Source organism: Halomonas sp. hl-4, assembly GCF_900215475.1.
Taxonomy (GTDB): domain Bacteria; phylum Pseudomonadota; class Gammaproteobacteria; order Pseudomonadales; family Halomonadaceae; genus Vreelandella.
The window spans coordinates 1,484,566-1,509,113 of the sequence record NZ_LT907845.1 but is presented as its reverse complement, the minus strand read 5'-3'; the positions used below and the strand labels follow the sequence as shown (position 1 = coordinate 1,509,113).

The 24,548-nt window shown below is 56.6% G+C and carries 24 protein-coding genes; 14 read left to right on the top strand and 10 right to left on the bottom strand.

The features are described 5' to 3' along the window. The first annotated feature begins 4 nt into the window (after nt 1–4). From CPH17_RS07285 to CPH17_RS07270, 4 genes are all read left to right on the top strand, one after another. Nucleotides 5–1,156 (top strand): ABC transporter substrate-binding protein, encoded by a 1,152-nt coding sequence (locus CPH17_RS07285; protein ID WP_074397131.1) that lies wholly within the window; start codon nt 5–7, stop codon nt 1,154–1,156. Between the two features lie 55 nt (nt 1,157–1,211). Further along, nucleotides 1,212–3,326 carry a methyl-accepting chemotaxis protein gene (locus tag CPH17_RS07280; protein ID WP_096298845.1) on the top strand — a complete coding sequence of 705 codons (2,115 nt, stop codon included), beginning with the start codon at nt 1,212–1,214 and terminating at the stop codon, nt 3,324–3,326. A gap of 195 nt (nt 3,327–3,521) precedes the next feature. Further along, complete coding sequence (locus tag CPH17_RS07275; RefSeq protein WP_096298843.1) at nt 3,522–4,091, top strand: DJ-1/PfpI family protein; 570 nt, start codon at nt 3,522–3,524, stop codon at nt 4,089–4,091. Nucleotides 4,092–4,197: 106 nt separating this feature from the next. Then, on the top strand, nt 4,198–4,560 hold the full coding sequence (locus CPH17_RS07270) for a ribbon-helix-helix domain-containing protein (RefSeq protein WP_074397128.1): 363 nt from the start codon (nt 4,198–4,200) through the stop codon (nt 4,558–4,560). Between the two features lie 5 nt (nt 4,561–4,565). On the opposite strand, the gene CPH17_RS07265 is transcribed toward CPH17_RS07270, so the two are convergent. Beyond that, the gene (locus tag CPH17_RS07265; protein ID WP_096298841.1) at nt 4,566–5,333 is read right to left on the bottom strand and encodes a DUF1499 domain-containing protein; all 768 of its coding nucleotides are present in this window, start codon (nt 5,331–5,333) and stop codon (nt 4,566–4,568) included. A 104-nt stretch (nt 5,334–5,437) separates the two neighbouring features. Here CPH17_RS07265 and CPH17_RS07260 point away from each other — a divergent pair, with 104 nt between their 5' ends. Continuing rightward, nucleotides 5,438–5,791, top strand: a complete 354-nt coding sequence (locus tag CPH17_RS07260; RefSeq protein WP_096298839.1) for a hypothetical protein — start codon at nt 5,438–5,440, stop codon at nt 5,789–5,791. Between the two features lie 17 nt (nt 5,792–5,808). On the opposite strand, the gene CPH17_RS07255 is transcribed toward CPH17_RS07260, so the two are convergent. Beyond that, entirely contained in the window at nt 5,809–6,021 is a 213-nt protein-coding gene (locus tag CPH17_RS07255; protein WP_074397125.1) for a DUF3820 family protein, read from the bottom strand. Between the two features lie 178 nt (nt 6,022–6,199). Between CPH17_RS07255 and CPH17_RS07250 the strand changes: the two genes are divergently transcribed. Beyond that, the gene (locus CPH17_RS07250; protein ID WP_074397124.1) at nt 6,200–6,625 is read left to right on the top strand and encodes a VOC family protein; all 426 of its coding nucleotides are present in this window, start codon (nt 6,200–6,202) and stop codon (nt 6,623–6,625) included. An 8-nt stretch (nt 6,626–6,633) separates the two neighbouring features. Here the strand turns inward: CPH17_RS07250 and CPH17_RS07245 are convergent, their stop codons facing one another. Beyond that, a complete protein-coding gene (locus CPH17_RS07245) occupies nt 6,634–7,551 on the bottom strand; it encodes an AraC family transcriptional regulator (protein WP_096298837.1) in 918 nt (305 codons plus the stop codon). A 198-nt stretch (nt 7,552–7,749) separates the two neighbouring features. On the opposite strand from CPH17_RS07245, the gene CPH17_RS07240 reads away from it, so the two are divergent. Both CPH17_RS07240 and CPH17_RS07235 read left to right on the top strand, forming a co-directional pair. Continuing rightward, nucleotides 7,750–8,796: an NAD(P)-dependent alcohol dehydrogenase gene (locus CPH17_RS07240; RefSeq protein WP_096298835.1), complete on the top strand. Its 1,047-nt coding sequence runs from the start codon at nt 7,750–7,752 to the stop codon at nt 8,794–8,796. Nucleotides 8,797–8,972: 176 nt separating this feature from the next. Continuing rightward, on the top strand, nt 8,973–10,667 hold the full coding sequence (locus CPH17_RS07235; protein ID WP_074397121.1) for a methyl-accepting chemotaxis protein: 1,695 nt from the start codon (nt 8,973–8,975) through the stop codon (nt 10,665–10,667). A 42-nt stretch (nt 10,668–10,709) separates the two neighbouring features. Here CPH17_RS07235 and CPH17_RS07230 read toward each other — a convergent pair whose 3' ends face one another. The 3 genes from CPH17_RS07230 to CPH17_RS07220 form a co-directional block, all read right to left on the bottom strand. Next, nucleotides 10,710–11,477: a class I SAM-dependent methyltransferase gene (locus tag CPH17_RS07230; protein WP_074397120.1), complete on the bottom strand. Its 768-nt coding sequence runs from the start codon at nt 11,475–11,477 to the stop codon at nt 10,710–10,712. Nucleotides 11,478–11,634: 157 nt separating this feature from the next. Further along, the gene (locus CPH17_RS07225; RefSeq protein WP_074397119.1) at nt 11,635–12,789 is read right to left on the bottom strand and encodes an alanine/ornithine racemase family PLP-dependent enzyme; all 1,155 of its coding nucleotides are present in this window, start codon (nt 12,787–12,789) and stop codon (nt 11,635–11,637) included. Next, on the bottom strand, nt 12,786–13,925 hold the full coding sequence (locus CPH17_RS07220; protein WP_074397118.1) for a DUF1611 domain-containing protein: 1,140 nt from the start codon (nt 13,923–13,925) through the stop codon (nt 12,786–12,788). The genes CPH17_RS07225 and CPH17_RS07220 overlap by 4 nt, the downstream gene beginning before the upstream one ends. 279 nt (nt 13,926–14,204) lie before the next feature. Between CPH17_RS07220 and CPH17_RS07215 the strand changes: the two genes are divergently transcribed. Beyond that, on the top strand, nt 14,205–14,837 hold the full coding sequence (locus CPH17_RS07215) for a hypothetical protein (protein WP_074397117.1): 633 nt from the start codon (nt 14,205–14,207) through the stop codon (nt 14,835–14,837). 23 nt (nt 14,838–14,860) lie between these two features. Here the strand turns inward: CPH17_RS07215 and CPH17_RS07210 are convergent, their stop codons facing one another. After that, nucleotides 14,861–15,796: a glycerophosphodiester phosphodiesterase gene (locus CPH17_RS07210; protein WP_074397116.1), complete on the bottom strand. Its 936-nt coding sequence runs from the start codon at nt 15,794–15,796 to the stop codon at nt 14,861–14,863. A 191-nt stretch (nt 15,797–15,987) separates the two neighbouring features. Here CPH17_RS07210 and CPH17_RS07205 point away from each other — a divergent pair, with 191 nt between their 5' ends. Together CPH17_RS07205 and CPH17_RS07200 are read left to right on the top strand one after the other, a co-directional pair. Next, a complete protein-coding gene (locus CPH17_RS07205) occupies nt 15,988–17,616 on the top strand; it encodes a PQQ-dependent sugar dehydrogenase (RefSeq protein ID WP_082934261.1) in 1,629 nt (542 codons plus the stop codon). A 69-nt stretch (nt 17,617–17,685) separates the two neighbouring features. Beyond that, nucleotides 17,686–18,312, top strand: a complete 627-nt coding sequence (locus CPH17_RS07200) for an SDR family oxidoreductase (protein ID WP_074397115.1) — start codon at nt 17,686–17,688, stop codon at nt 18,310–18,312. A 25-nt stretch (nt 18,313–18,337) separates the two neighbouring features. Here CPH17_RS07200 and CPH17_RS07195 read toward each other — a convergent pair whose 3' ends face one another. Further along, nucleotides 18,338–19,321, bottom strand: a complete 984-nt coding sequence (locus tag CPH17_RS07195) for an aldo/keto reductase (protein ID WP_074397114.1) — start codon at nt 19,319–19,321, stop codon at nt 18,338–18,340. Nucleotides 19,322–19,383: 62 nt separating this feature from the next. Between CPH17_RS07195 and CPH17_RS07190 the strand changes: the two genes are divergently transcribed. Beyond that, nucleotides 19,384–20,325: a LysR family transcriptional regulator gene (locus CPH17_RS07190; protein WP_074397113.1), complete on the top strand. Its 942-nt coding sequence runs from the start codon at nt 19,384–19,386 to the stop codon at nt 20,323–20,325. Between the two features lie 169 nt (nt 20,326–20,494). Here CPH17_RS07190 and CPH17_RS07185 read toward each other — a convergent pair whose 3' ends face one another. After that, nucleotides 20,495–21,265, bottom strand: a complete 771-nt coding sequence (locus tag CPH17_RS07185; RefSeq protein WP_074397112.1) for an NAD(P)H-dependent oxidoreductase — start codon at nt 21,263–21,265, stop codon at nt 20,495–20,497. A gap of 137 nt (nt 21,266–21,402) precedes the next feature. Here CPH17_RS07185 and CPH17_RS07180 point away from each other — a divergent pair, with 137 nt between their 5' ends. After that, nucleotides 21,403–22,269, top strand: coding sequence for a LysR family transcriptional regulator (locus tag CPH17_RS07180; protein ID WP_231898111.1), 867 nt, complete (start codon nt 21,403–21,405; stop codon nt 22,267–22,269). 20 nt (nt 22,270–22,289) lie between these two features. Here CPH17_RS07180 and CPH17_RS07175 read toward each other — a convergent pair whose 3' ends face one another. After that, nucleotides 22,290–23,192, bottom strand: a complete 903-nt coding sequence (locus CPH17_RS07175) for a LysR family transcriptional regulator (protein WP_074397110.1) — start codon at nt 23,190–23,192, stop codon at nt 22,290–22,292. A 106-nt stretch (nt 23,193–23,298) separates the two neighbouring features. On the opposite strand from CPH17_RS07175, the gene trpB reads away from it, so the two are divergent. After that, the gene (gene trpB, locus CPH17_RS07170; RefSeq protein WP_197703521.1) at nt 23,299–24,528 is read left to right on the top strand and encodes a tryptophan synthase subunit beta; all 1,230 of its coding nucleotides are present in this window, start codon (nt 23,299–23,301) and stop codon (nt 24,526–24,528) included. Nucleotides 24,529–24,548: the final 20 nt, after the last annotated feature.

The following is a 24,548-nucleotide window of genomic DNA, read 5'->3' as shown; positions in this document are numbered from 1 at the left end:
GGCAATGCGACGATTAGGGATAGCGTTACTGAGTGTGGCGTTAGTGCCGATGGCTCAGGCAGAACTTGAATTTGCCATCGTAGCGCCGGACACAGGGCCGGCAGCTTCGCTGGGGCAGGGTATGCAGAAAGGGATTGAGACTTATTTTGCCGAAATTAATGCGGACGGTGGCGTCAATGGCGAGACGCTGTCACTGACCGCCTTTGACGATCAGTATGACCCCATCCAAGCTGCCCGCCATACCCGTGAAGTGGTCCAAGATGATGACATCCTAGCGGCGATCGGCAATGTGGGCACGCCCACCGCAACGGTCACTATACCGATCCATAATGAAGCGGAAACGCTGCTTTACGGCGCCTTCACCGGGGCAGGCGTGTTGCGACAATCGCCGCCTGATCGCTATGTTATCAACTACCGTGCAAGCTACGTGCAGGAAACCGCCGCAATGGTGGATGGCCTGATGGAAGCTGGTATTGAGCCGGAAGAAATTGCTTTTTTCACCCAAAACGATAGTTTTGGCGACGCGGGCTACAACGGAGCGAGGCAAGCCCTTGAAGCACAAGGCTTCACCGGCATCGAAAATCTTGCCCATGGCCGCTTTTCACGTGGCACTCGCAATATCCACCAGGGGCTAGCGACCATTCTGCAAGCCGCCGAAACCCCCAAAGCGGTAATTATCGTCGGCACATACGGCCCTGCCGCTGACTTTATCCGCGAAGCTCGCCAGGACATGCCCGATGCGGTGTTCCTCAACGTCTCGTTCGTGGGAAGCCAAGCGCTGCTAAACGAGCTGGGTGATCAGGCCGAAGGGGTCATTGTTACCCAGGTAGTGCCGCCATTAGATGCCGACCTGCCGGCGGTCGAAGCGTATCGCCAGGCGCTCGCGGAATATGCCGATGACAGTGAACCCGACTTCGTCTCACTGGAAGGCTACCTGGCGGCCAAGTTATTTGTGGAAGGCGTAAAAGCCGCGGGCGATTCACCGGATCGAGACGCCATTGTCGATGGGATGCTAGGGCTCGGCGAGGTAGATATTGGCTTGGAAGAGCCGCTTCAGCTGGGGCGTGACGACCATCAGGCCAGCGATAGCGTCTGGCCGACCATTATTGCCGACGGCAAATTTGAATTAGTCGAGTGGTCAACGCTGCTGCGCTAAGGCGTTCATCCGCTGCTATTGCGTCATTTACCCCTGATACAAGCGAAGTTAGCTAATGAAAAAAACACTCAGTTTACGTGCCATGTTGATTGGCTTGTTTCTGGCCGCCGTTATCGGTGCCGTGGTGCTGGCAGTCACCGGCTGGGCAACCAATCAGCGTTTGATCGACTCGCAACGCTACATCACCGGTGACGTGATGCCGCTGCAAAACGCCAGCCGTGAAATGGTGTCGACCATGGGGGCTTTTGGCCAGCGCCATGCCGACCTGCTGGCGGCAGAGAACGACGACGAGTTGGCGAACATTACGCCCCGGGAAACGCTGGACGAGCGCTTCAGCGAGGCCCGTAGTGACTTGGCGGCAGACGATACCGAAACCCAATCAGGCCAGTTGGCTGCATTGGATGAGTACTACCAGGCCCTCCTCGAAAGCGACACCTCGCTGGAAAGCGTCCGCCAGGAAGAGCTCGCCTTGCAAGCGCGCATGGCGGAACAGCTGGCTGAGATGCAAGCGTTAATCAGCGAGGTAATGAGCAGTGCCGGGGATATCGCCGGGCGAACTGCGCTGGTTCAAGTGCGTGAGCAGCGTGAACTCGAGGAGCGTTTAAACGCCTGGCGGGAAGACGGTATGACCACCTTGCCCACCGGGTTGCTGGATAACTTGTTTAGCAATGATGCTGAGATAAGCCGTCTCAGCAGCGACGTACGCATCGCCGTCGCGATGTTGGCCGACCAAGGCCGACGCTTAATGCAGGTCGAAAGCGAAGATGCGCTGGTTAATCTGCGTCACAACGAGATCGCCCAGCAAATTGGCTTGGCTCGCCAGTCGCTGGCGGGCATTACTCGCTCGCCAAGCACTGATACTGAGCAAGTAGAGCTGGTTAATGGGCTGGACGATATTATCGTTGAGCTGGAAAGCTTAATGATCGCCGATGACAGCTCGGTATATGCGCTGCGCCAACAGCAGTTGGATCGCCGTGCACAAGTCCAGAGCGAGCTTGATAGCGTCAGCCAGGCGATGGACCAGATGAGCGACGCATTAACCGATGTGGAAGCCTACGCGGTCGAGCAGGCCGACACTGCCGCTGAGCAGGCCGAAATGCTGGCCAATGCGGGTCGTACGCTATTAATCGTGGTAACGCTGGTGGTGATTGCGCTGCTGGCGATCTTTGGCTGGCGCACGACGGTGCGCGTGCTCGGGCCGCTTTTGACCATGCGTCGTCAAATGGAAAATATCAGCGGGGCCGCTGGCGAAAATGCCGACCTTTCAATGCGCCTTGATCTACAGCGCAACGACGAAGTGGGGCAAACCGCGCAGGCTTTCAACCGCATGATGGATACGTTTGAAGGCATGGTGGCGCAAATTCGCCAAAGCGCTGAGGCGATTGCCGCCAGCAGTCGCCAGATTGCCTCCGGTAATGAAAACCTTTCCCAGCGTACCGATCAACAGGCCGCCTCGCTTGCCGAAACAGCGTCGAGCCTTGAGCAGATCACCGCCACGGTCAAGCAAACCGCTGACTACGCTGACCATGCCAAAGGTGCGAGCACTAGCGTTGACCAGCGCGCGCGCTCGGCTGGTGATGTCGCTAAACGCACCACAGAGGCGATGGGTAATATTCGTGAATCCAGCGAAAAAATCACCAGCATCATCAAAGCGATTGATGACATTGCCTTCCAAACCAATTTGCTGGCGCTCAATGCGTCGGTAGAAGCGGCGCGGGCCGGTGAGCAAGGACGCGGCTTTGCCGTAGTCGCTCAAGAAGTGCGTAAGCTGGCGGGTAGAAGCGCTGAAGAAGCCGCACAAATTCGCCACTTGGTCGACGATAGCGTGGCCAAGGTTAGCGAAGGCGAGCACCTGGTCAATGCATCAAGCTCTCATCTGAACGAAATCGTCGAGAGCTTAACCGAAGTGACGCGTTACGTGACGGAAATCGCCCAGGCAACCCACGAACAGTCCTCCGGTATTGAGCAGATCAACCAAGCGATCGCCCAGTTGGATCAGGTGACCCACCAAAATGCTCACTTGGTGCAGGAAGCCTCCACCGAAAGCCAGACCCTCGACGAGCGTGCCAGCGACATGAACTCACTGGTCAGTCGTTTCAAGGTCGGTGAAGGCGCTGGACAGCGTCATCTTTCGCTGCCGGAACAGAAAGCCGCTCCCCGCCTAAGCTAGTCTGACAGGGCACCCGCCGCCATTGTGCAAAGCATGGCGGCGGGTGTAGTAACGGCCTACTACCCCTCATTTCTTCGCGCTTGCTACGCTCAGTCCACACGCGATCCCGCGTGGTAACACGATCGTTGGCAACGTCGTTGTTGATGGCTTTTTAATAACGTTGTTGCTAATAAGCTGATAACAAGGAGACGTGAGATGACCAGCAAGCGCATTTTAATGATTACCGGCGACTTTACCGAAGATTACGAAACCATGGTGCCTTTCCAGGCACTGATGGCGGTGGGGCATCAAGTGGATGCGGTATGCCCCGACAAGCAAGCGGGCGATACCGTGGCTACGGCCATCCATGATTTTGAAGGCGATCAGACCTATACCGAGAAACCTGGCCACCGATTTGCCCTCAACGCGACCTTCGCCGACATCAATCCGGCGGATTACGATGCGCTGGTGGTCCCTGGTGGGCGTGCGCCGGAGTATTTACGCCTCAACAAAGCGGTACTTAGCATGGTGCAGCACTTTTTTGACGCCCAAAAACCGGTGGCGGCGATCTGTCACGGTGCTCAGTTGTTGGCCGCAGCGGGCGTCTTGAAAGGTCGCGAGTGTTCAGCATATCCGGCGTGTCAGCCCGAAGTAGAGCTGGGCGGCGGACGTTTTCGTTCAATCGATGTGACGGAAGCGGTCACCGATGGCAACCTGGTAACCGCCCCTGCTTGGCCCGCCCATCCTGCCTGGCTAGCCCAGTTTATGGCGTTACTGAATCGCTAAGTGAGCCGCGTATTAGCGCCCATCTGGTTCTGCGCCCAAGACGCCTGGGCGCAGAACCAGATGGGCGCTATGCTGATAGCATGACTCACTTCGAAGAGGCGGCGTGATGTGCAAACTGTTTATCGATGCGGACCCTTCGCTCTGGCAAAGCGCGAGCCATTCGCTGCGTATTGACGGCATGGTGACTAGCGTGCGCCTGGAAAATTACTTTTGGCAGATTCTTGAGGAAATTGCCCAGCGCGACGGTATGAACACCGCTCAAATGATCACGCGGCTTTACCACGAATCGGTAGCCGCGGGGCATGATGCGGGAAACTTCACGTCGTTTTTACGCGTATGCGCGCTGCGCTATCAGGCATTGCAGCTAAGCGGTGATATACCGCACAGCGTAGACGTGCCGATTGGCTCACTGGATGCCGAGCACATTCGTTGTCGCGAAATCACCACGCGGGCGAAACAGGTGCACTAAACAGGCTATTCCAGCCGCTCTCGCAGGCGATTAAGAAAGCTTTCAATACGTAGCGCGTTGGTGCCTACATCACTGGCACCTAAGCGTGATGCCGAACGCATATCTACCTGAATGTCGTTTTCTTGCTCGGTGAGTCGGATGACGACATCATCTTTAAAACCAAACCAGCGGGTGACAGCCGTGGCTTCGATGGTGTTGTCGGTAATCGCTACAATCTCCCAGCCTGCGGCTTCAACTTCTGACTGGGCGGCGCTGAGCACACGCGAACTCGGTGCTGCTAACAGAAGCGGCTGCACCTCGGGATAGGCGTCCCGCTGCTGACGCGCCGTTTCCTCGCCGGGGTAGTCAGCGCCGTTGGGCGCGGCTTCCCGGGCATCGCGCAGGGCATCAAAGGTCGGCGGGTTCTGGGTGTCGGTGGTGATGTCGTGAATAACCGGTGCCTGCTGGGCACGCTGCCAGTGTTGCCAGGGCATATACAGCATGGCGACGGTGCCCACCAGCACGATCACTGCGACCACGCCAGCGCCGGGACGGCGTGTCAAAGCGCTGACCACCAGCAAAATCAACCCCAGCGCTGCTGCTGCCGCGGCAAGATAGACGCCATAGCGCAGTAGGCTGAAGGCATCGCCCAGTTCAATTAGCTCCCCGCGGTAGGCCGGGCCAGCTCCGCCCATCAGTAGCAAAGCAGCCAGCAGCGCTAAAACGCTTAGCCATGCCAAAGCATTAGGCCACCGGCCGCCGTTGGCTTGCCGAGTACTGGGTGGTTTTGTCATGCTTTTCCCCTGATGAATAACGCGTTAAGCGACTCACTCCGACGTCAGCATAACCAGCTATTTCACGTTATGCTTGTCTTCCTGCAACGAGAACGTCAACCACGATGCCCCAGACTGACCCAGAGGCCCCGATTGCCACCCAGGTGCGCACACTGCTAGCCAGCATGCCAAGCGCAGCATTGCCCATCACTTACCAGCAACTGGCAAGTGCCTTAGGGCTTATGCCCCCGCGCACCATTCAGCGCGTTGCACAAGCGCTAGAGCAGCTCATGAAAGAGGATGTGGCAGAAGGGCGGCCAATGATCGCGGCGCTGGTGGTTAGCCGCCGAGGTGATGGCTTGCCCGCCCCAGGCTTTTTTCAACATGCAGTAGCGCTGGGCCGTTTTCCTGCCGACCCGAGCCAGCATGAAACGCTATATATGGCTGAACGTGAAAAGGCGCTTGAGTCTCGAAACTAAGGCCTAAGGCCCCTTCACTACCTTTTCCGCAGTGGATCGAGCAGGCCACTCAGACCGTTATGGTCGATCTCATGCATTAAATGTAGCAGTTGTCCGATTTCGCCTGTTGGGAATCCCTCGCGTGCAAACCAGTTTAAGTATGGTCCGGGTAAGTCGGCGATAATCCAGCCTTCATATTTGCCGAAGGGCATCTTGCGGTTTACCAGCTTCTCAAGGTCTTCTGGGTTCACCTGTAGATTCCTTTTATGCTTAATTTAAGCACCTTTTATATTTTTAAAACGCTATCATCAACGCGTAATGGATTTTATTTTCGCATAGCGCGCTCTAGGATAGAGCAATCAGGATGGTGCGGTACGCTAGCCAAACGAAGCAATGCCATTAATATGACTCTCGCTACAGGAGATAACCATGAGCCTTTCCCCTTTTCACCTGGCAATTCCCGTCTACGATTTGAGTGCTGCGCGTGCGTTTTATAATGACGTGTTCGGCTTAAGTGAAGGGCGCTCAAGCGATCACTGGGTTGATTTCAACTTTTTCGGGCATCAGCTCGTCATTCACGAGCACCCCAAAACGCCGGGCCAGGAAGACGTTCACACCAACCCAGTCGATGGCCACAATGTGCCGGTGCCCCATTTTGGTGTGGTGCTCGGCTGGGATGAGTGGGAAGCCCTGGCGGAGCGTCTTAAGGCCCGCGACACCGACTTCGTGATTGAGCCTTACGTGCGCTTCAAAGGCGAAGTGGGTGAGCAGGCCACCATGTTCCTGCTTGACCCCTGCGGTAACGCGTTGGAATTCAAAGCCTTCAAGGACATGGGCCAGCTATTTGCCAAATAGTTGCTGCGTTATGACCGCATGGCCTGCTCTTGGCGACGATGCTGCAATGGCGCGTCGCCAAAATAGCGCTTATAGTCGCGGCTGAATTGCGGCACGCTGCGGTAGCCCACCGCTTGTGCCGCCTGGCTGACGTTATGATCATCCTGAAGCAATAATTGCTGGGCTTTGATTAGCCGAAGTTGCTTGATGTATTGCGCCGGCGATGCGCGGGTGATTTGTTTAAAGTGCTGGTGAAACGTCGAGGGGCTCATATTGGCCTGACGAGCTAGCTGCTCGACGCTGTAATCGTCGGCGAAGTCGCGATGCAGCGACGATAGTACCTGAACGATGCGCGCGTAATGACCATGTCCGCGCACCAGCGCCTTAAGCGCCGGGCCCTGCTCGCCTTTTAATGCCTCAAATACCACATCGCGTATACGTGCCTTGCCCATCGTGTTGAGTTCAGCGGGCTCATGCAGTGCACGCACCAATCGCAGCACTGCGGCTTGCATGCCCGCATTCATCGCCACCGATGCCATGGGCAGCGTGGCCTGGTTGTGACCGAGTACCTCGCCCATGGTGGCCACCATTTCGCTAAGCAGCGCAGGCTCCAACTGAATGGATACGCCTAGCAAAGGTGCCTCAGGCGAGCCGTGGGTTTCGCATTCAAACGGCAGCGGTAAGGTTTGTACCAAGTAGTGGCCCGGGTCGTAGTGAATTTCCCTATCGCCCAGATAGCCGATCTTACGCCCCTGGGCGATGATAATTAGGCTAGGCTGGTAAAGCAGTGGCGTGCGGGCCTGGTGGCGAGCAAGCCTCAACAGCGACACGCCGCTCAGCGCGGTAGGCGTCATGCCTTGTTGGTTGACCAGCGGCGTCATCAGTTCCGCCAGTTCACTGCCCGCTTGGGCCGCATTAAGGCCAGGGTTGGCGACTTCACTCGGCATAATAGCCTCATAATTAGTTTCCATTAATAAAGACGATTATGTCACGTTTTCCGGCATATTTTGTTATTTTATAGCGATTTTATGGAGGATCGTGCAAAAGTTTCGTAGCTTCATTCATCGCTATCTCGGCCTATTAGGTCAATAATAGGTGTTCATCCCCGTCGTTGAGGGGGATCGCTGAAAAAGGAGCTTCATTCGATGAGTCAAGCCAAAGCCTACGCGGCATTGTCTGCAGATAAACCGCTAGCCCCGTTCACTTTTGACCGTCGCGAGCCTCGCCCGGACGACGTCGCCATCGACATCTTGTACTGCGGCGTTTGCCATAGTGATCTGCACTTTGCTCGCAATGACTGGGGCATGACGCAGTTCCCTATCGTGCCAGGTCATGAAATCGTCGGTCGCGTGACCGCCGTGGGCGACAAGGTGAGTCGCTTTAAAGAAGGCGATATTGTCAGCGTTGGTTGCATGGTTGATTCCTGCCGCACCTGCTCGGCCTGTAAAGATGGCGTGGAGCAGTACTGTCTGGAAGGCTTCACCATGACCTACGGTAGCGAGGACCGCCAGGATGGCACCATGACCCAGGGCGGTTACTCCAATAAGATTGTGGTCAGCGATCACTTCGTGCTGAAAATGCCCGATGGTATCGATCTTGCCTCTGCCGCGCCGATCTTGTGCGCCGGCATTACGACCTACTCACCGCTCAAGCATCACGGCGTAGGTAAAGGCCACAAAGTGGGCGTGATCGGTATGGGCGGCTTGGGTCATATGGGCGTTAAACTGGCTAAAGCGCTAGGTGCTGAAGTCACCGTGTTTACCCGCTCGGATGCCAAGGTTGAAGAAGCCAAGCGTAACGGTGCCGACCACGTTGTGGTGTCTAGTGACCAAGCGCAGATGGACGCCGTGGCCGAAACCTTCGACTTCATGCTCGACACCGTGCCGGTTCAACACGATCTCAATCCCTACCTGGCGTCCTTGAAGTATGATGGAACGCACATTCTGGTCGGGCTGATGGAGCCCATCGAGCCGGCGATTGAAGCCTTCAATCTGGTCTTCAAGCGTCGCGTCGTAGCGGGCTCACTGATCGGCGGTATCGCTGAAACCGAAGAAGTATTGCAGCTATGTGCCGACCAAGGCATTACCTGCGACGTTGAAATGTTGGATATTCACAACATCAACGAAGGCTTCGAGCGAATGGAGAAAGGTGACGTTCGCTACCGCTTTGTCATCGATATGGCGACCATTTAACACCGTTAACGGTGCGTCTTAACTAGTCTGTTTACGTTGCCCGGTGGCGAGCGGCCTGCTCGTCACCGGTTTTTTGTTAGACCAAGGTCTATATTTTTGTCAATTTCCTTCATGTTGTGCGATGTTGGCCGATAGTCGTTGATACCCACACTTAAAAAAGCAAAGGGATCAACAGGATGAAGCACCTCTCGATTAAATGGAGCCTAACCGCCGCGCTGGTCATATTGCTGTTAATGATTGGCTTGATTAGCGGGCTGGGTTTCTATTCGAGCACCACCAGTGAAAATGCCCTCCAAGAATTGGCGATTAATAACGGGGAGCTCGCCAACGCCGCCAACCGCACCCAGGTCAACGCGCTTCGCGCCCAGACGTTTTTGGATCGCTACGCTAGTTTCAGTACTCAGGGAAATCCAGACAAAGGGGAAGAAAGCCAAGCAATGGCCCAGGCGGCGGTTAATGCCGCCGATGAGCGGTTCGAGCAGTTTCGCCAGGTTGAACTCGCTGAAGATGACCCACGCACTGAATACGTCAGCGCTATGGTGGACGCTTACGATGCCTTTGTGACCGAAGGTATTACGCCTTTGCTTGATGCGGCCCCGTTTCAAGTCCAGCGAAGCCAGGAAGAGCTAAGCGAATTGGGCATTGCCTTTGACGATGCCATGCAGGCGTTTACGGATTACGCTAACCAGCGCAGCGATGCCATGCTGGTCGACGTTGCGTCGCTGAACCAAATTGTCGGCACCATCGCTATTGTTCTGCTGGTCATTGCCGTGCTGGCCACGGTCATCATGCGCATGGGCATTGTGCGTGGCCTGGTCACGCCGCTGCGCGAGGCGGTGGTGCACTTTGAACGCATCGCCAGTGGTGATTTAACCGCTCGCATTGAAGACCGTGGGCGTAATGAGGTAGGGCAACTCTACCAAGGGTTGGCCGACATGCAGGCCAAGCTTAAGTCGCTGGTGGTTTCGCTACGCGAAAGTAGCGACAGCGTGTTTAGCGGAACCGGTGATATTTCAGCGGGTAGTCAGGATCTTTCCGCGCGCACCGAACAGCAGGCCGCCGCGCTTCAACAAACCGCCTCCAGCATGGAGCAAATGGCCACCACGGTTAGCCGTAATACCGAAACCGCCCAAGAGGCTGATCAATTGTCAGTCGCAGCCTCACAGTCGGCCGAAAGTGGGGGCAAGGAGGTGGCTCATACGGTTCAACTGATGCGCGATATTGCCTCAAGCGCCGAACGCGTCAACGATATTATCGGGGTGATTGATTCGATTGCCTTCCAGACCAATATTCTCGCTTTGAACGCCTCGGTTGAGGCAGCGCGGGCCGGGGAGCAGGGGCGTGGTTTTGCCGTGGTGGCCAGCGAAGTGCGCCTTCTGGCAAGCCGCAGCGCCGACTCGGCTAAAGAGATCCGCCAGTTGATCGAGGCAACCACCGGCCAAATTCATCAGGGCGCGCAACAGGCCGAGAGAAGCGGTGAAACGATCAACGACACCGTAGATTCTATCCGCCAGGTCACCACGCTGGTCAGTGAAATCTCCACCGCCACGCGGGAGCAGAATAGCGGCATCGAACAAATCAACGCCGCGCTGACTGAAATGGACTCGGTGACCCAGCAAAACGCGTCGTTGGTTCAACAAACCAACGTTGCCGCCGCCTCGCTAGAGGGGCAAGCGAAGCAGCTTGCCGCCTTGATGGCGACCTTCCGGTTGGAACAGGGGGAAGTAGACGCGCAGTCAAGTGCGGATGCCCATGATATGGATGCTAAGCAGCCTATCGCTACCCTGGCGACGCCTAGCAAAGCAAGCCCACAAAGCAAAAAACAGCCAGCGCACGCTCAGCAAGATAACGACGAGTGGGACGAGTTCTAGCAAGCCTGAAAAACGCCCCCGCCTCATGGGCGGGGGCAATAATCAAAGGTGGGCGCACACGCGTAGGCGGACGTAATCAGCGGTCCAGTTACCCTGGGCGTCGCGAAGGCTGTGGGCTAACAGCATCTGGGTATTGTCGATCACTGATTCGCGCAAGTCGTCTTCCAGCCCATGTAAAAAAGGACTCGCGAAGGTATCGAGCCAGCCGATGATGCCGGTGGGCAGTGGCGTTGGGCGGGGTAAGAGCTCAATCGACTCAACCTTAAAACCGACTGTTTCCAGCAAATGGCGATAGTCATCCGCAGTGGGGAAGTACCACGGGTAGCGGCCCCGGGCGCTGATACCACGAAACTGCAGCGCGCCGATGAGTGCGGTACAAATCGCCGCTACGTTGCCATGCCCGCCAAACTCGGCGACAAATCGCCCGCCCGGTTTTAGCGCGCGCTTGATGCTGGCCAATACCGATTGGGGGTCGAGCATCCAATGCAGCGTCGCGTTGCTAAACACGGCGTCAAATTCCTGGTCAAACGGCATCTGGTAGGCATCCATCACTCTGGCGTTGAGCCCTCTTTCTTGAGCAGCGCTGACCATCTCTTGCGACGCATCAATGCCCACTACCTCGGCTCCACGTTGGGCAATTTTCTCGGTTAGCAAACCATCGCCGCAACCCAAGTCTAAAATCCGTTCACCTGGTTTTGGGGCAAGCAGCGCTAACACTTCGTCGCCCATCTCGGGCACAAAGCGCGCATGCTGGGCATATCCCTCTGGGTTCCAGGATTGCCGAGTCGACTCGCGTGATGAATCCGTCATAAATGCTTCCTAGCGTAGGGTTCCGTTAAACCATAGGCTAAGTATAGCGCGACATGCGGTTAAGTGCGTGGTGCAACAGGCTGTTTACTGCAACATAAGGGTTGGTTTTTGTATCTGAACGGGCGCAGATGCAGCGAGGTCGGCACAGCGGGTGCCGCTAGGCAGGCAGCACCTTATTTGCTTTATGTACGTGCGTATCAGGCACGCATAAATCTGCGGCGATAAAGACATTTCGCTCATGCGCAAGTAGGTCTGGTGCGGTTGAGAAAGTAGTCGCTACAAACGGTGATGTCATTCCCCGCAGCAGCGCTGAGTAGTTGAGGCCAAAGCGGATTTCCGTACCGGGTGGTAGGCGGTGCGGTGTCTCAAGTACTAGGTGGTCGCTGCTGGCCGCCAGAATGCGGACGCCTTCTGGGGGTGTTAGGCCTTCGGGGTCAATATCTTGTCGCCCTATTGACGCGATGGTCTGAATAATGGTGCCGCGTTCACGCATTTCGACCGGCGAGCCGAACGCGGCCTCTGCCGTGATGCCGCGCGGTGAGGTCGGTTTGGCTAACGATTCAATCACCGATACCACCAAACTGAACGCATTGGTGTACAGGCCTTTCAAGGGCCGTCGTGTGAGGGGGTCGCAACCAAGCAAAATGGATTCACCCAAACGCAGGTCGTTAACGCGGCCAGTGGAAGACTGCATGGCCCAGGCGAGATTGGCTGAATTGCCTCCCGACACGATCGGCAGCGCTTGCGCTAACGCATTTTCAAGACCACTAGCAAGTGAGGTTAGCTCGCCCATATTCTCCACGCTGGGCACCACCCCGGCTCGGCATGCGAGATTGGTACCCAGGCCCAATAGCGTGACATTGCTAAGACGCACGATGTGCTGGGCAGCGTCGAGAACACCGCTTGGCAGCACACCTTCGCGCAGGTCGCCAAGCTCTACCATCAATATCACGCCATGCACCAGGCCGTGTTTAGCCGCCGCTGAGGCGAGCGCTTCGGCTACTTCAAGTTCACTCACCTGGCTGATATTGGCACATGCGACCGCACGTTCGGCTTGTTCAGGCGTGGGAGAACGCAGTAGCGTTAAAGGTATCTCAATGCCCGCTTTGCGAAGCGCTTCAAGGTTTTCGATCCGTGAGTCCCCCAAACGCTCGGCACCACCGGCCATCATTGCGCTGGCTACTTCTGGTAAGCCTAATGCTGCCTTAGTAACGCCGGTGACCTGGATGCCCTTAGTGGCTAACAACGTCACCAGGGTGCGCGTGTTCTCCTCGATCTTGATCAGATCGATCTCGATACGCGGCGAGGTCATACGACTTCCAGCGGCTGCCGTGCTTTCAGTGTGGGGAAGGCCGCTGTGACCATAGCGACAAGTTCGCAAGGCGAATGCCACAGCGCATCGGTGGCGGGAATGCCAAGCTCGGCCTGATACCGCTTAGCCGCGTCTAAAACCTCTGTGGAGGACATGTCCTCATGGTTGATCGCTAGGCCAATGACCTTGGTCTGGCCGAACAGCTCGATAAGCTGAATCTCTGATTCGGGAGTCGGCATGCGGACATCAGGGTAGTCGCTGAGCATTTTGCGCGCTGGGGCATGCTGCATAATGACTGCTTGCGGGCGGCTGGCGCGCAATACCACCGTCGAACTCAGGTAGGCGGGATGGCTCAACGCGCCTTGGCCTTCTATAACAATAACGTCGGGGTGCTCGCCTTCATAAGCGGCCATCACCGCGCCTTCGAGTTCGCCCACGCCAAATTGGGCAGGAATGGCATCCAGTGCCACGCCATAGGCGGCGCCCTGCATCAGGCCAGTTTGGCCCGTTCCGACCATGACTGTGTGAATGCCCGCTTCGTTAAGCGCCTTGGTAAGCAGGGTAGACGTGGTGCGTTTACCAATCGCGCCATCGGTGCCCAATACAGCGATGCGTATGCAGTCAACGTTAGCAATGGCACCATCGAACATACGCAGGTGCTTCGTCGGGCGTGGTCGGCGGATATCGTAAAGCGTCGCGCCGGCAGCGTTTGCTGTCGCTGACATTTCCGGGTCGTCGGCGAGAAACTCGTGTAGACCAGAGACCACGCTGACGCCCGCCGTCAATGCCGCCAACACGACTGCGCGGTCAGCCTCAGACATCAATCCAGATAAAGGTGCCAGCCCAAATATAAGCACATCGGGCAGGGAGCCGAAATCGGCAAGCGCTGTGGTTAAATCGGCCACTATTGGAATGCCCGCTGAAGGCATACCCAGCGCGAGGCCCGCGTCTGTGCCGGCCATGGTGCTGTCGATAACGCAAAGGATGCGGTATTTCTCACTGCTGCGCACCAGACCGTTGGCCGTTTTGCCATCAATTCGGGTGAAGTTGCCCTCGCAATAAACGATAGCCGTTTGGCGAGTATCATTGGTAGATGTGTGCGAGCCGAATATAGCTTTTAAGGAACTAGGAAGCATGAATCACAAACCTCAGGTTTGGACTCAGAGGAGGCAACAGGTAGGTACCGGCGGAAGAGTGCCGACGTCAACGAGAGGTCTCCACTAAGGCAAGTGGATGTACGTCAGCATACACACAACGGGGCCTCCCGTATGTTTTGTTTGCCCCAGAGAAAAATCCATGCGCCTGCGTTTTCAGGTACGAGGTGGATTTGTTTTCTTCGCCTATACTCACAGGAACCATAACAATAACGGCCGGTGTGAGTAATACTTCCGGCCAGCATCTAAGGAGAACTTTTCATGACTCTAAAGCGTGCCTACTGCCTGCTGGCAGCGTTTTATAGCGTGTTACTGATGATCGGCATTATCGCCGTATTGATGGGCGGCGGCACGCCGCTCGCGGCGGTGTATCTGGTCGTTGGCTTTTTTGCCGTGCTGGGGCTGTGGGGGGCAAGCCTTGAGTGCAGCGTGATGAATCCGCGTATGTGGCGCCCGCTGGCGGTTGCCCTCGCTGTCGGTGGGCTCGTGCAATTTGTGGTAATGCTGCAAATGTCGGTGTCAGGAACCACGCTGACATGGGTATTAACCAGCAGCATCTTTGCCATCCTGCTAGCCGTGATGCTCTACCACTACGGTAACCGCGACCAACCGCTATGGGCAACGGCAGCCGAGCGAAGCGACGCTAGCCGCCTGCGTGTCATGCTGCAGCAGCAAACCGCGCTCACCGCGATTCACCGCGAAGGCGAACGCGAAAACCACGCCAACGTATTTAAAGTGGGTAATGAATACGAGGCCAATATTACCCGCCACTCACCGGAAGGTCAGGAAGCCTTTAGCGAACGCTTCCGCCATCCTGAATCGTTAGTGTTCTTTCTGGAAAAGTTCGCCAGCATTACGATCAAAGACTTTCAGCGGCCGGCGACGCCCGGCTAAAGCGGGGCGCCGCCAATGGGGGGCTACTCGACCAGATCAAGCAGGCGGTCGGGGTAGTTGGTGAACAGGCCGTTTACCCCCCATTCCATCAGGCGCTCCATTTCTTCGGTTTCATTGACGGTATACACATGCACCGGCAGGCCGTTGTCCTGGGCTTGCTTAACAAAGTCGGCATCAATGACCTCTTCGCCTTCGTAGATGACGTTAGTGCCAATACCCACTGCGTAATCGGCCACTTCCTGGAAGTCTTCATCGGTAATCTCGGCGGGCCCCGGGGTCACGTCTGTCCATTCCACCAGGCGTGAGTCGTCTTCTTCGCTTGGGTAGTACCACACCAGTTGGATCAGCGGTACATCGTCATTTAATTCCTGCACTTTTAACAGGCTGTCCTGCTCGAAGGACTGCACCAGCACGCGGCCATTCTCGACCATATCGTACTCTTCCAGCGTTTCTACCAGGGCTTCTTCCAGGCCTGGGTTTAATTGGGGCGATTTGGTCTCGATGTAGTAGCGGGCATCGTGACCAAAGCGCTCGAAGAGCTCATCCAATGTGAGAATTTGCGCGCCTTCAAAGGCCGAGTCGGCGCTATCGGGGTTCTCGTCGTTAAACCAGGTGCCGGTATCCAGCGCTTTGAGTTCTTCTAAGGTGTAATCATTAATTTCGCCTTCACCGTCACTGGTGCGGTCAATGGTGTCATCGTGAAACACCACTAACTCACCGTCCGAGGTAATCTGAGCGTCTAGCTCCAAGTAATCGACGCCCCACTCATGAGCCTGTTCGAAGGCCGCCATGGTGCTTTCCGGCGCGTGGCCGCTGGCACCACGGTGGGCGATGACTTGAAACGCTTCCAGATCTTTTAGCTGCTGCTCCAGAGGCGATGTGTCTGCTATCGCCGCAGTGGTGGCAGCACCAGCGAAAAGACCCAGCGATACAGCGGTAGCAAGCGGAAGACGTTGCATAGGAGTTCCCTTTATTGAATGTTCATTTAATAACCCTACCCGTTTTCAGTGGCTATTCCAAATTGCCAGCATGTAACATAGTGAGTGTTGAACTGAAGAGAAAAGTCGCTGATCTCACGGGTTTACCCAGAAACTGCTAATCTTGAAATGTTCTTAAACTGCACCGCTTTTTAAGCAAGTTGATATTTAAAATGGCCAAACCAACAGGCGTGGTACCCATCGTTATCCATTTCATTGCTGCCCTGCTGACGGGCGTGGTGCTGGGTAGCGTGGTACAAACACAGTTTAATCTCGCCGCGCTTCGAACGATGGGCGTTAGGATTCCGCTGGAGCAAAGTGTGGCCACTACGCTTCAGGATCTCGCCAGCTTTGCGCCGCTTTATGCACTGCTGTTTGGATTGGGGTTTGTTTTTTCCCAAACCGCGGCTGTGCTGCTTTCCCGATGGCTGGGCGGCAGGTTTCTGGCGCTGTTATGCGCTGGCGGTGCGGCCGTTGGGCTTTGGGCGACGCTATGGCTGGTCAACACCCTGGCGCCGCCGCCCACCTTGATTGCCGCCACGCGCGGCACCGCGGGGCTTATCGCCATGCTGGCAACCGCAGGGGTGGCGGGTTGGCTGTTTGCCCTGCTGCGCCGGCGGGCTGGATACGCCAAGCGCCCGCGCGGCTTTTCCGGTATGGCGCTGGTTCTTGGGGTTGGCAGCTTGGCCGCCGCACTGCCCGGTGTGAGCCAACCGGTTGAGGCCCAGGAAGACCGGTCGTATTACATTGAAACGCTTGCCGATGGGCTTGAACATCCCTGGTCGCTCGCCTTTCTGCCCGATGGGCGCATGCTGGTCACCGAGCGCCCAGGGCGGCTTAGGCTGTTAAGCGGTAAAGGAGAAACAGTGGTGGAATCGCTAAGCGGTGTGCCAGACGTATTTGTTTCTGGCCAGGCGGGCTTATTCGATGTGCGGGTGTCACCGCAGTTTGAAGACGACCAGCAAGTGTATCTTAGCTATGCCTGCGGCAACACTGATGCCAACCACACCTGCCTCGCGAAGGGCACGCTGGCGGAAAACGGCCTGGAAGACGTCAGCGAAATCTTCCGCACTCAACCAGCCAAGCAGGGCGCTGCCCACTTTGGCGGACGCATGGCTTGGCTGGCGGATGGCACGCTGATTCTGACGCTAGGCGATGGCTTTGATTACCGCGAGCAGGCACAGAATCTGGGAAGCCACATCGGCAGCACTGTGCGTCTTAATCCGGATGGCAGCCCGCCCGGTGACAATCCCTTTGCGTTAGCCCATGACGGCGCCCGACCGGAAATTTACAGCTATGGCCACCGCAATGTGCAGGGGGTGGTGTTTGACGACGATAACCAGCGGCTGCTCGCCCACGAGCACGGCCCGCGCGGTGGCGATGAAATCAATATTATCAAAGCAGGTAGCAACTACGGTTGGCCATTGGCGACCGGTGGATTGGATTACACCGGCGCACGGATTTCGCCTTTCACAGAGTACCCAGGCACCGTGTCTCCAGTTCTGGAATGGACACCTTCCATCGCGCCTTCCGGCATGGTGCGCTACACCGGGGAGATGTTCCCCGAGTGGCAAGGCGACTTACTGGTCGGCGCATTGGTGAATAAAGAAGTGCGTCGCGTACGTGTATCCGACAACGGTACCAGCGCCGAAGACGTAGAGGGGCTGTTCGGCGAGCTGGATGAGCGCATCCGCGACGTGCGCGAAGGCCCGGAAGGCGCTATTTACCTGCTCACCGACAGCCCCGAGGGTAGGCTGTTGCGGGTGACTCCCGCCCATGCAACCGAGGCGGGTAATGAATGATTCACCCCGGGTTGAATGTCGTCTTTTTGCCAGCACCTAGTCTGTAGAAGCAACTCACAAGGAGACGTTATGACCACGCTAGTGATTGGCGCGAACGGACAGATTGGCAAGCAGTTTTGCGAGTTGGCCCAGCAGGCAGGTACGCCCATCAAGGCAATGATTCGCAGCGAAAAGCAGGTGCCGTGGTTTAACGAGCGCGGCATCGACACCGTGATTGCCGACCTGGAAGACGATTTCTCACACGCCTTTGAAGGCTGTGACCAGGTAGTATTCACCGCCGGTTCAGGGCCCCACACCGGGCCAGATAAAACCCTGTTGATCGACCTTTATGGAGCCATTCGTGCTGCCGATATCGCCAAGCATAAAGGGCTCTCCCGCTACCTGATGATCAGCGCGATACGCGCCGAGAACCCCATGGAAGCGCCCGAAAAATTGCGCCCCTACATGGCCGCAAAATTCGCCGCCGATGCCCACCTGCGCAGCAGCGGCGTGCCCTACGTGATTCTCAAGCCAGGGCGTTTGACGGATGACGCCGCCAGCCAGCAGTTCGCAAGCTCAATCGACGAGGCAGGCGACAATCAAATCTCCCGCGCCAATGTCGCCCATGCGCTCCACTACGCACTGCAATCCAGTGTTACCAACAAAGAGTTCGCCTTGCTGGATGGAAAGCGGTCGATTGAAGAGATTATCAAGTAGTGCGTTCTCAATGAGCCACAGCCGCTCAGGCGTTAACCCCCTTCATGCCTTCCGGCGTATAACGCTCACCGGTCACCGGAAGGCGCTCGGTGGCCGCTTCAAGCTGTTGCTGCTCGTCGGCGGTTAGGGTGATGGACGCTGCTGCCACATTTTCTTCAAGATAGCGCAGACGCTTGGTGCCTGGAATCGGCACAATGTTATCGCCTTTGGATAGCAGCCAGGCCAGCGACAGCTGCGCTGGGGTGCAGCCTTTTTGAGTAGCCATGTCACCAATCACGTCGGCGATTTGGCGGTTGGCATGCATGGCCTGTTCAGAAAAGCGCGGCAGGTTAGGGCGAAAATCACCTTCGCCAAAGTCGGCATTCTCTTGAAGTTTTCCCGTCAAAAAGCCACGGCCCAGCGGCGAGTAGGGCACGAAGCCGATGCCGAGTTCCTTACAGGTGGGCAGCACATCTTGCTCGACATCCCGCGTCCAGAGCGAATACTCGGTTTGCACCGCGGTTACCGGGTGCACAGCGTGGGCTCTACGAAGGGTCTCTGCACTGACCTCGCAGAGGCCGATATGGGCAATTTTTCCCTCTTTCACCAGTTGGGCGAGTCCTTCCATCGTTTCTTCAATGGGGTTGTCCGGGTTAACGCGGTGGACGTAGTAGAGATCGATTTGCTCGATGCCCAGCCGCCGCAGCGATGCCTCGCAGGCTTGTTGGGCATAGTGGGCGCTACTGTCCAGGCTACGTTGATATTCTCCAGGGTTGCGTACAATGCCAAACTTGGTGGCAATACGCACCTTAGGCTTGTGACTGGCGAGAAAGCGGCCAATCAACTCCTCGTTATGGTGCGGTCCGTACATATCCGCCGTGTCGAAAAAGTCGAGACCCAGCTCTACCGCCCGGGCTAATACCCGCAGCGACTCGCTGTCGTCCCGAGGGCCGTAAAACTCGCTCATCCCCATGCAGCCTAAGCCGATAGCGGAAACGGTTAGATCGTTGCCTAGCGTTCGTTTTTGCATGATGTTTCTCCAGTAATGACGCGATCTTGAGTGGCGCCGTCACAGCGTGGCATTATCCGGTAATGAAAAAAATTAACGAATTAGGTAAGCCAATTTCCGATCATGAAAAACACATGCCGCGTGGCTGGGTATGGGACGACACGCGCACCTTTCTGGCAGTGGCCCGTCACGGCACGCTGAGTGGTGCCGCCGCCGAGCTGAACCTGGGCATCGCCACGCTCTCCCGGCGTATCGAACGGCTGGAAAACGCTTTAAAGCTGCCGCTGTTTGTACGCCAGCAATCGGGCTATCAGCTTACCGAGGAGGGAGCGGGGCTAATCGAGAAAGCCGAAGCCTTGGAGGCTGCAGCGGCGGCCTTTTCCAGCGGGGTTTCCAATGCTGCGCAACTGAGCGGCAGAGTGCGTTTAGCGACCGCTGAAAACCTGGCCACGGCGCTGATTCTGTCCGCATTGCCGCAATTTCATGCGCGGTACCCCGGCATCACGCTTGAACTAGTGACCGATATCACGACCGTCAATCTGCACCGTCGCGACGCCGATTTGGCACTTAGAATGGTTAAGCCCGAGCGGGGCAATGTCACCCTTCGACGCTTGGGTATGCTGGGTTTCGGGCTTTACGCGAGCCCCGACTATGTAGCGCAGCGCAAGGCTCATCGTGACGCAGGCGATTACGACACGGATGCCTTTATCACCTGGGGCGATACGCAAGCGCACTTACCTGCCGCCCAGTGGGTTGAACGGGTTCTACGAGGTCGTGAACCAGCACTGACCACCACATCATTGGCGACCCAGCTAGCAGCGGCCAAAGCGGGGCTGGGGATCGCGGTGCTGCCGCACTTTCTGGCGCTGGAGGCTGAGCTCGTCTGCATCGAGTCCGATATCGGCGTGGATCAGCCCATCTATCTCGTCATCCAGACGGATCTCACCCAATCAGCCCGTACCCGTGCCGTGGCGGATTTTCTGACTGAGCTGGTGGCCAGTAACCGCGATCGCTTGAGTGGGTGATATAGTCACTAAGTCTTCACTTTAACTATACCGAAATGCCCCTATAAAGGTTAAGCACAGCGATAGCTTTATCGCTGCGGCTTCGCCTCGATTCCAAAGCTGCACGTGTTGGCAACATCGTACAGCTATGAATGCTTTGTCTTTATGGTGTTGCTGTCTAAAAAAATGGCTAATGGTCGATGTGGACGGTTAGTCCCTCTTTCCCCACAGCAATATGGTCAGCGAGTATATTTTGCTGGTACTCCCCACCATTTTGCCGCCTGAATGGAATAGGGGGTTCATTAAAAAGATTTTCGAGGCGTAGATGCCAAGCAGCTAGCTCCTTCGCTACGCTGGCTTTAGATAGTTTCCCAGTGCCATACACGGCATGGGTCGGCAGTACATCCATACCCGGAAAAAACAGGGCGCCGTGGGTGATGGGAAATAGCAATTCCTCCAAGGGGCCATTAATACCTCTGGGTGAATAGTCCTCTGCTGGGCCACCCACCATTACCGACAGTAACGCTCGTTTGCCTTTGAGAATACCGTCTCCATAGCGATAACGATTGCCTTCACCTTTGTATCCGTAAGCAAATCCATAGGCGTACACCCGGTCTATCCAGCCTTTGAGAATGGCGGGCATACCAAACCACCACAAAGGAAAGTGGAATATGACGGCATCGGCGGCAAGCAGCTTGTCCTGCTCTGCGGCGACATCCTGCGTCTGCTGGTGAGTGGCATAGGCGTGCTGCGACTCTTGAATAAAGCCTAGCCGGTCAATGTTTATACGGTTGGGGAAATCGTGCTCATCAAACGTCGCTTTCCAGCCCATGCCATATAGGTCTGATTGCAGCACGGTTTGGCCTTGTTGCTCCAGTATTTGTACCGTTTCAGTTACGAACCGACGGGTCAATGATGTGGGCTCTGGGTGCGCATACACAATTAATATGGTTTTGGACACTCTAATGCTCCTACAGGCGAATTTACTTAGTGGATACGCTAGAGATTGTGGGCAAGAATAAGCTATCAATGAAATTAATAGTTTTATGATCTACTATATAAAATATGGATACTAAAAGGCTGGATCTTAATTTGTTGGTGACCTTAGAGGCTTTGCTTGAAGAGCAAAATGTCACGAGAGCCGCCGCACGCTTGCATCTTAGTCAGCCTGCCGTCAGCGCTCAGCTGAGCCGCCTTAGGGATATGTTCAACGACCCGCTGCTCATTCCGGCGCACCGCGGGATGATGCCTACCGCTAAAGCGTTGGAGTTACTTAGCCCACTACGTATTGCACTGGATCAGGTGCGAGAGACACTGATAACGCACCAGCACTTTGAACCTGCCCAAGCGTCGCTGACCATTACGATTGCATGCACCGATTACCTTCAAGCGGTCATGGGATTGGCGGTCATGAAAGAGTTTAGGCGACAAGCACCTGGCATTAGAATCGCCCTACGTAGTCTGGAGCCACCCAGGCTGGAAGCTCAAATGGCACGGGGTGAAGTGGATCTTGCGCTCATGACACCTGAAGAGGCGCCCCAGGTTTTACGAACCAGGCCGCTGTATGATGAGAACTATGTGCTGGTTGGATGCTGGAATCATTCACAGTTAAGTGAGGAAATGACGATTGAAGAGTATGTCCAGCTTGAGCACGTAATCGTTTCGCTCAGCGGGGGCGATTTTTCCACTCAGGTGGATCAGGTCTTAAAAACATTGGGTTATAGGCGCAATGTTGTTCTGTCGACATCTTCATTCCTGTTCATCCCTGAGATTGTTGCTCACTCGCGTTTTGTGGCACTGGTGCCATGGCGTTTAGTTGCCCAACGTTCCGACCTTAAAATTGTTGAATCCCCCATTAAATCACTGGGATTCAAAGTCGGTATGGTGTGGCATGAGCGTAATCATGGTCACAGTGCACATCGTTGGGTGCGTGAGCAAATAGCACGCATCCTTTGCGCGAAATAAACGTTGATCAAGCAGTCATATTAGCAGCAGTCAGTCTCCAACTCCTGCTTGAGCCACTCTGCCAGTGGCTCGCTGCGGCGGCTATCGGCTTGGCTGGGCAACCACAGGCAGAGGCGCGCAGGGGTTTGGATACTTCCCCAGGGGGCCACCAACCTGCCACTTCTCAGGTCGTCTTCCACCAATAGCCGTGGCGCAATGGCGATACCCAGACCCGCCACTGCCGCTTCCATCAAGTAGTAAAGGTGATCGAACCTCTGGCCTTTGCTTAGCGCCGACTCAAGCTGTTCCAGCGCCAGCCCTTTGGCAGCGGCCCACTGTGGCCACGCCTGGGGGCGGGAAGATGTATACAAGAGCTTATTGGAAAGTAGAGAGCCGGGCTTGGTTGCATCGCACTGGGCCGCCAGCGGCGGGCTTGCCACCGCACATATCTGCTCCTCCATCAGCTCGAATACCTCAACACCTGCGGGCCAGGGCGGCTCGGAAAACGCTAGGGTGGCACTGGCGTCCGTCTGTTGGCCGGGCTGCTCGGTGTCACTCACCACCACTTTCAGCTTGAGGTCAGGCAGGTCACGGTGAAGGCGGTCGAGCCTGGGAATCAGCCAGCGGGCCAGCAGGCTACCGGGGCAGGCGAGGGTGAAGGGCGCTTCCTCCACATCACGTTTGAGCGCGGCGCAACTATCACGCAGTTGGGCAAAGGCGTCGCTCAGGCCGCTTTGCAGCTTTTCGCCGTGGGGCGTCAGCACAATGCCGCGGCCCGCTTTGGTAAACAGTGCCACGCCAAAATGCTCGTCCAGGCTTCTTAACTGGCGGCTGACGGCGCCGTGAGTAACGCTCAGCTCCTCGGCCGCGGCGGTCACGCTGCCCAGCCGGGCAGTGGCCTCGAAGGCGCGTAAGGCGCTAAGCGGTGGCAGGCTATTGTGCATTGATATGTGACTCCAGCTCACAGGTTGATGACATCTTATCGATTTTTCTCCTCGCCTGCTTGCGCTACTTTGACTGCATTGTTCGATAACGCATTCAGAGGTCGTGATGAATCAACCTATAGACGTATCCCAGAGCCTGCCCGATGCCAACGGCCTGTTTGGCAATTTTGGCGGCCGCTTCGTCGCCGAAACCCTGATGCCGCTGATTCTGGAGCTACAAGACGAATACACCACCGCCAAGAACGATCCCGAATTTCAGCGTCAGTTAGCCTACTTTCAGGGTGACTACGTGGGGCGGCCAAGCCCGCTGTACTTCGCCGAACGGCTGACCGAGAACTTTGGCGGGGCTAGCATTTATCTCAAGCGCGAAGAGCTCAACCACACCGGCGCGCACAAGATCAACAACTGCATCGGCCAGGTGCTGCTGGCCAAGCAGATGGGCAAAAAGCGCATCATCGCCGAAACCGGCGCGGGGATGCACGGCGTGGCCACCGCCACTGTAGCAGCGCGGTTTGGTTTGCCGTGTGTGATCTACATGGGCACGACGGACATCGAGCGCCAGCAGACCAACGTGTTCCGCATGAAGCTGCTGGGCGCGGAGATCGTCCCTGTCACCTCCGGCACCGGCACGCTCAAGGATGCCATGAACGAAGCGCTGCGTGACTGGGTCACCAACGTCGACGACACCTTCTACATTATCGGCACCGTGGCCGGGCCGCACCCGTACCCGGCTATGGTGCGTGACTTCCAGGCAGTAATCGGCCACGAAACCCGCGCCCAGATGCTGGAAAAGCACGGCCGCCTGCCGGATTCGCTGGTGGCCTGCGTGGGCGGCGGCTCGAACGCCATTGGGCTGTTCTACCCGTTCCTGGATGACCCGGACGTTCACATGATCGGTGTGGAAGCGGGCGGCAAGGGTGTCAAAAGCGGCCTGCACGCCGCCAGCCTGAACGGTGGCACGCCGGGTGTGCTGCACGGCAATCGCACTTACCTGCTGCAAAACGAAGACGGCCAGATTACCGACGCTCACTCGATCTCCGCCGGGCTGGATTACCCCGGCATCGGGCCCGAGCACGCCTGGTTGCATGAGCAGAAGCGGGTCGAGTACGTCTCGGCCACCGATGACGAGGCGCTGGAGGCCTTCCAGATTTGCTGCCGCAAGGAAGGCATTATTCCCGCGCTGGAAACCGCCCATGCGTTGGCAGAAGTCGCTAAACGCGCGCCCCAGCTTCCTCGCGAGCACTTGATGGTGATCAACCTGAGCGGCCGTGGCGACAAGGACATGACCAGCGTTGCCCATCACCTTGGCGATAAATTCGGAGTGAAAAACGTATGAGCGCGATCAAGGACAACGCG

What these genes read in the sequence shown, in the direction of transcription:
- CPH17_RS07285 (WP_074397131.1), top strand. Translation starts at nt 5, where the DNA reads ATGCGACGATTAGGGATAGCGTTACTGAGTGTGGCGTTAGTGCCGATG.
- CPH17_RS07280 (WP_096298845.1), top strand. Translation starts at nt 1,212, where the DNA reads ATGAAAAAAACACTCAGTTTACGTGCCATGTTGATTGGCTTGTTTCTG.
- CPH17_RS07275 (WP_096298843.1), top strand. Translation starts at nt 3,522, where the DNA reads ATGACCAGCAAGCGCATTTTAATGATTACCGGCGACTTTACCGAAGAT.
- CPH17_RS07270 (WP_074397128.1), top strand. Translation starts at nt 4,198, where the DNA reads ATGTGCAAACTGTTTATCGATGCGGACCCTTCGCTCTGGCAAAGCGCG.
- CPH17_RS07265 (WP_096298841.1), bottom strand. Translation starts at nt 5,333, where the DNA reads ATGACAAAACCACCCAGTACTCGGCAAGCCAACGGCGGCCGGTGGCCT.
- CPH17_RS07260 (WP_096298839.1), top strand. Translation starts at nt 5,438, where the DNA reads ATGCCCCAGACTGACCCAGAGGCCCCGATTGCCACCCAGGTGCGCACA.
- CPH17_RS07250 (WP_074397124.1), top strand. Translation starts at nt 6,200, where the DNA reads ATGAGCCTTTCCCCTTTTCACCTGGCAATTCCCGTCTACGATTTGAGT.
- CPH17_RS07245 (WP_096298837.1), bottom strand. Translation starts at nt 7,551, where the DNA reads ATGCCGAGTGAAGTCGCCAACCCTGGCCTTAATGCGGCCCAAGCGGGC.
- CPH17_RS07240 (WP_096298835.1), top strand. Translation starts at nt 7,750, where the DNA reads ATGAGTCAAGCCAAAGCCTACGCGGCATTGTCTGCAGATAAACCGCTA.
- CPH17_RS07235 (WP_074397121.1), top strand. Translation starts at nt 8,973, where the DNA reads ATGAAGCACCTCTCGATTAAATGGAGCCTAACCGCCGCGCTGGTCATA.
- CPH17_RS07230 (WP_074397120.1), bottom strand. Translation starts at nt 11,477, where the DNA reads ATGACGGATTCATCACGCGAGTCGACTCGGCAATCCTGGAACCCAGAG.
- CPH17_RS07225 (WP_074397119.1), bottom strand. Translation starts at nt 12,789, where the DNA reads ATGACCTCGCCGCGTATCGAGATCGATCTGATCAAGATCGAGGAGAAC.
- CPH17_RS07220 (WP_074397118.1), bottom strand. Translation starts at nt 13,925, where the DNA reads ATGCTTCCTAGTTCCTTAAAAGCTATATTCGGCTCGCACACATCTACC.
- CPH17_RS07215 (WP_074397117.1), top strand. Translation starts at nt 14,205, where the DNA reads ATGACTCTAAAGCGTGCCTACTGCCTGCTGGCAGCGTTTTATAGCGTG.
- CPH17_RS07210 (WP_074397116.1), bottom strand. Translation starts at nt 15,796, where the DNA reads ATGCAACGTCTTCCGCTTGCTACCGCTGTATCGCTGGGTCTTTTCGCT.
- CPH17_RS07205 (WP_082934261.1), top strand. Translation starts at nt 15,988, where the DNA reads ATGGCCAAACCAACAGGCGTGGTACCCATCGTTATCCATTTCATTGCT.
- CPH17_RS07200 (WP_074397115.1), top strand. Translation starts at nt 17,686, where the DNA reads ATGACCACGCTAGTGATTGGCGCGAACGGACAGATTGGCAAGCAGTTT.
- CPH17_RS07195 (WP_074397114.1), bottom strand. Translation starts at nt 19,321, where the DNA reads ATGCAAAAACGAACGCTAGGCAACGATCTAACCGTTTCCGCTATCGGC.
- CPH17_RS07190 (WP_074397113.1), top strand. Translation starts at nt 19,384, where the DNA reads ATGAAAAAAATTAACGAATTAGGTAAGCCAATTTCCGATCATGAAAAA.
- CPH17_RS07175 (WP_074397110.1), bottom strand. Translation starts at nt 23,192, where the DNA reads ATGCACAATAGCCTGCCACCGCTTAGCGCCTTACGCGCCTTCGAGGCC.
- trpB (WP_197703521.1), top strand. Translation starts at nt 23,299, where the DNA reads ATGAATCAACCTATAGACGTATCCCAGAGCCTGCCCGATGCCAACGGC.